The organism is Pseudoxanthomonas sp. LjRoot204_2, from assembly GCF_056175765.1.
Map to the genome: position 1 here is coordinate 1 of NZ_JBGFFG010000394.1, position 3,098 is coordinate 3,098.

Consider the following 3,098-nt stretch of genomic DNA (forward strand, 5'->3'; position numbering starts at 1 on the left):
GGCCTTGTCCTGGCCCGGATTGCTGAAATGGTAGGTGCCGACGATGACGACACGCGCCGGTGGATCGGCTGCCCAGGCCGCGCTGTGCAGCAGTAGCAACGCAAGCATGAGGAAAGGACGCATGGGATCTCCTCCGTTCAAAGGCTTAGATGAGCGTACGAAGGCAGACCAGCAGCAGCAAAAGCATGCCCGACAGCTGAGCGACGACAAAGGCCAGCACCGGGCCTCGGGCTGCGATCGAGAGTGTTCGCCATTTCCTGACGAGGCCAAACGCGAGGAAGTCGGAGCCGATCATGGACCTGCCGTCGGACAGATCCCTTACGGAGACGTCGTCCTGGAGCTTGTGGAACATCCAGGCGCGCAGCGGGAAGGACGCGACGATCAGGACGATCGCCACCCCCAGGATCGCCTGGCCGATTCCGGTTACGTCGACGCCGCGCATATGAATGTTCCTTGCCAACAGGAAGGTACAGCGCTTGCCGAGGTGGCGGAGAGAGTGGGATTCGAACCCACGGTAGGCTTACACCTACGGCAGTTTTCAAGACTGCTGCCTTAAACCGCTCGGCCATCTCTCCGTTGTCTGGAACTGCCCGCGACACCCGTCGCGGTGCATCGCCGCCCTACCCTGGCGGCGCGCCCCGCCCATTGCAGGCCGGGGCGCATTTTCGCACGAACCCCGCGGCCGTGGCCTACGAGGCTTTCTTCACCTTGCCGGCCTTGGTGTTGTCGATCGCCATGGCGATGGCCTTCTCCTTCGCCTCCGCGCAGGCGCCGCCGCAATCCAGCCGCGACGACTCGATCTGCTGCGGCAGGTGCTCGGCCAGGAAATCGATGAACACCCGCACCGCCGGCAACATGCCCCGGCGCGAAGCGAACACCGCGTGGCAGATGCCCTGCGGCAGGCTCCATTCCGGCAGCACCACCTCCAGCTCGCCCTTGCGCACCGCTTCCGCGCACACCGTCTCCGGCAGCAGGGTGATGCCGTAGCCGTCCTTCGCCATCGACTGCAGCAGCGGGAAGTCGAAGCCGGCCAGGCGCGGATTCAACTCGATGCGGCGTACCTCGCCATCCGGCCCGTGCAGCTCCCAGCGCTGGCGCGCCTCGTCCTCGCTGATGCTCAGCGTGACGTGCTCCGCCAGGTCTTCCGGCACCTTCGGGCGGCCGGCGCGGTTGAGGTACTTCGGGCTGGCGACCAGCAGTTCTTGGATCTGGCCGAAGCTGCGCATCACCAGGCTGCCGTCGTCGTCGAGCTTCGCGCGTACGCGCAGGGCCACGTCGTAGCCCTCGTTGATGATGTCGACACGGCGGTTGTTGACGTGCAGCTGCAGCCGCACCTTCGGGTACTTGTCGAGGAAGGCCGGCAGGATCTTCGGCAACTGCATCTGCGCCACCGCCACCGGCACGCTGACGCGCACCACGCCGCGCGGTTCGGCACTGAGGCGATCGACGACTTCGCGCGCCGCCTGCGCTTCGGCCAGCATGGTCTGTGCATGGCGATGCACGCTGGTACCGACGTCGGTCACCGCGAAACGGCGCGTCGAGCGCTGCAGCAGGCGCACGCCGAGATCGGCTTCCAGCTGGCTGATGCGCCGGCTGAGGCGGGACTTGGGAATGCCAAGCGCCCGCTCGGCGGCGGCGAAGCCACCGTGGTCCACCACCATGGCGAAGTAGTAGAGGTCGTTGAGGTCGTGCTGCATGACTATAATTCCGCCTTTAGAACAATCAGTGACGTTAGACCACGTTTATCCCAATAATGCAACGACCTACAGTGGTTCCCAAGGCGGCACCTGCCGCGTCCTGACCGGAGAACCACCATGAAACTATTGCACATCGACAGCAGCGCCCTGGCCGCGAACTCGGTCAGCCGGCAACTGACCGCCGCCATCGTAGCCCGTTGGCAGGACACCCTGCCCGACCTGGAGGTCACCTATCGCGACCTCGACGCCGACCCGCTGCCCCACCTGACCAATGCGGTACTGGGTGGGGGCGATGCCGCCACCGCACAAGCCGGCGAAGCGACCCTGAAGCAGTTCCTGGACGCCGACGTCATCGTACTGGGCGTGCCGCGCTACAACTTCGGTGTGCCGTCCACGCTGAAGGCCTGGATCGACCGCGTGGCCGTGGCCGGCCGCACCTTCAAATACACCGAGAACGGCCCCATTGGCCTGGCCGGTGGCAAGAAGGTGATCGTGGCCGAGGCCAGTGGTGGCGAGTACGCCGGCACCGCGATCGACTTCGTTGCGCCTTACCTGACGCAGGTGTTCAAGTTCCTGGGCATCACCGACGTGGAGTTCATCCGCGCCGAGCGCGTGGCTTATTCGCCCGAACACAAGGCGCAGGCCATTGAAGCGGCGCTGGCGAGCATTCCGGCGCCGCTGCGCCAGGCAGCCTGAGCCACCACAGGTCGCGGGACGGGGCCGGTATGCTGCCGGCATCCTTCCCGCCGACCTGCCGATGCCCGCCCGGAAAGCCACCCCGGAACAGATCGACGCCGCGCACGCCCTCGCCTTGCTGAAGGCCGCTGCCAGCCCGGTGCACCGCGCGGGGCTGGCCCGCTACGGGATTCCGGATACGCACGCGCTCGGCGTGCCGATGCGCGACATCCAGGCGCTCGGCAAGCGCATCGGCCGCCAGCCCGACCTGATGCAACCGCTTTGGGACAGCGGCATCTACGAGGCGCGCCTGCTGGTTGCCTTCATCGCCGATCCCGCGCAAGTCACTTCCGCCCAGATGGACCGTTGGTGCCGCCAGTTCGACAACTGGGCGGTCTGCGACACGCTGTGCCTGCACCTGTTCGATCGCAGCCCGCACGCGTGGGGGCGGATCGATGCGTGGGCCGGCAAGCGTGGCGAATTCGAGAAACGCGCGGCGTTCGCGCTGCTGGCCGGACTCGCGGTGCACGACCGCCACACCCCCGATGCGCCCTTCCTCGCCGGGCTGACCCACGTGTACGCCGCCGCGGGCGATGCGCGCAACTTCGTCAGCAAGGGCGTGAGCTGGGCGCTACGGGCCATCGGCCACCGCAACGCCGTGCTGCATGCGGAAGCGATCGCGGTGGCGACCCAGTTGGCGGCATCCGACGACGCGGCGCGACGCTG

The 3,098-nt window shown here is 66.9% G+C and carries 4 protein-coding genes and 1 tRNA gene; 2 read left to right on the top strand and 3 right to left on the bottom strand.

Annotated features, from left to right (window positions below; genetic code table 11):
• Positions 1-145: 145 nt before the first annotated feature.
• The 3 genes from AC04L7_RS15395 to AC04L7_RS15405 form a co-directional block, all read right to left on the bottom strand.
• Positions 146-442 (bottom strand): hypothetical protein, encoded by a 297-nt coding sequence (locus AC04L7_RS15395; protein ID WP_435998854.1) that lies wholly within the window; start codon positions 440-442, stop codon positions 146-148.
• Positions 443-485: 43 nt separating this feature from the next.
• Positions 486-575, bottom strand: a tRNA-Ser gene (locus AC04L7_RS15400).
• A 114-nt stretch (positions 576-689) separates the two neighbouring features.
• Positions 690-1,697, bottom strand: coding sequence for a LysR family transcriptional regulator (locus AC04L7_RS15405; RefSeq protein WP_296283004.1), 1,008 nt, complete (start codon positions 1,695-1,697; stop codon positions 690-692).
• Positions 1,698-1,814: 117 nt separating this feature from the next.
• Here AC04L7_RS15405 and AC04L7_RS15410 point away from each other — a divergent pair, with 117 nt between their 5' ends.
• Positions 1,815-2,393 (top strand): FMN-dependent NADH-azoreductase, encoded by a 579-nt coding sequence (locus AC04L7_RS15410; protein ID WP_435998856.1) that lies wholly within the window; start codon positions 1,815-1,817, stop codon positions 2,391-2,393.
• 61 nt (positions 2,394-2,454) lie between these two features.
• Positions 2,455-3,098 (top strand): DNA alkylation repair protein (locus AC04L7_RS15415; RefSeq protein ID WP_475513341.1); only part of this gene is annotated, 644 nt, incomplete at its 3' end.

Coding starts and splice junctions, on each gene's coding strand:
- AC04L7_RS15410 (WP_435998856.1), top strand. CDS start 1,815: ATGAAACTATTGCACATCGACAGCAGCGCCCTGGCCGCGAACTCGGTC.
- AC04L7_RS15405 (WP_296283004.1), bottom strand. CDS start 1,697: ATGCAGCACGACCTCAACGACCTCTACTACTTCGCCATGGTGGTGGAC.
- AC04L7_RS15395 (WP_435998854.1), bottom strand. CDS start 442: ATGCGCGGCGTCGACGTAACCGGAATCGGCCAGGCGATCCTGGGGGTG.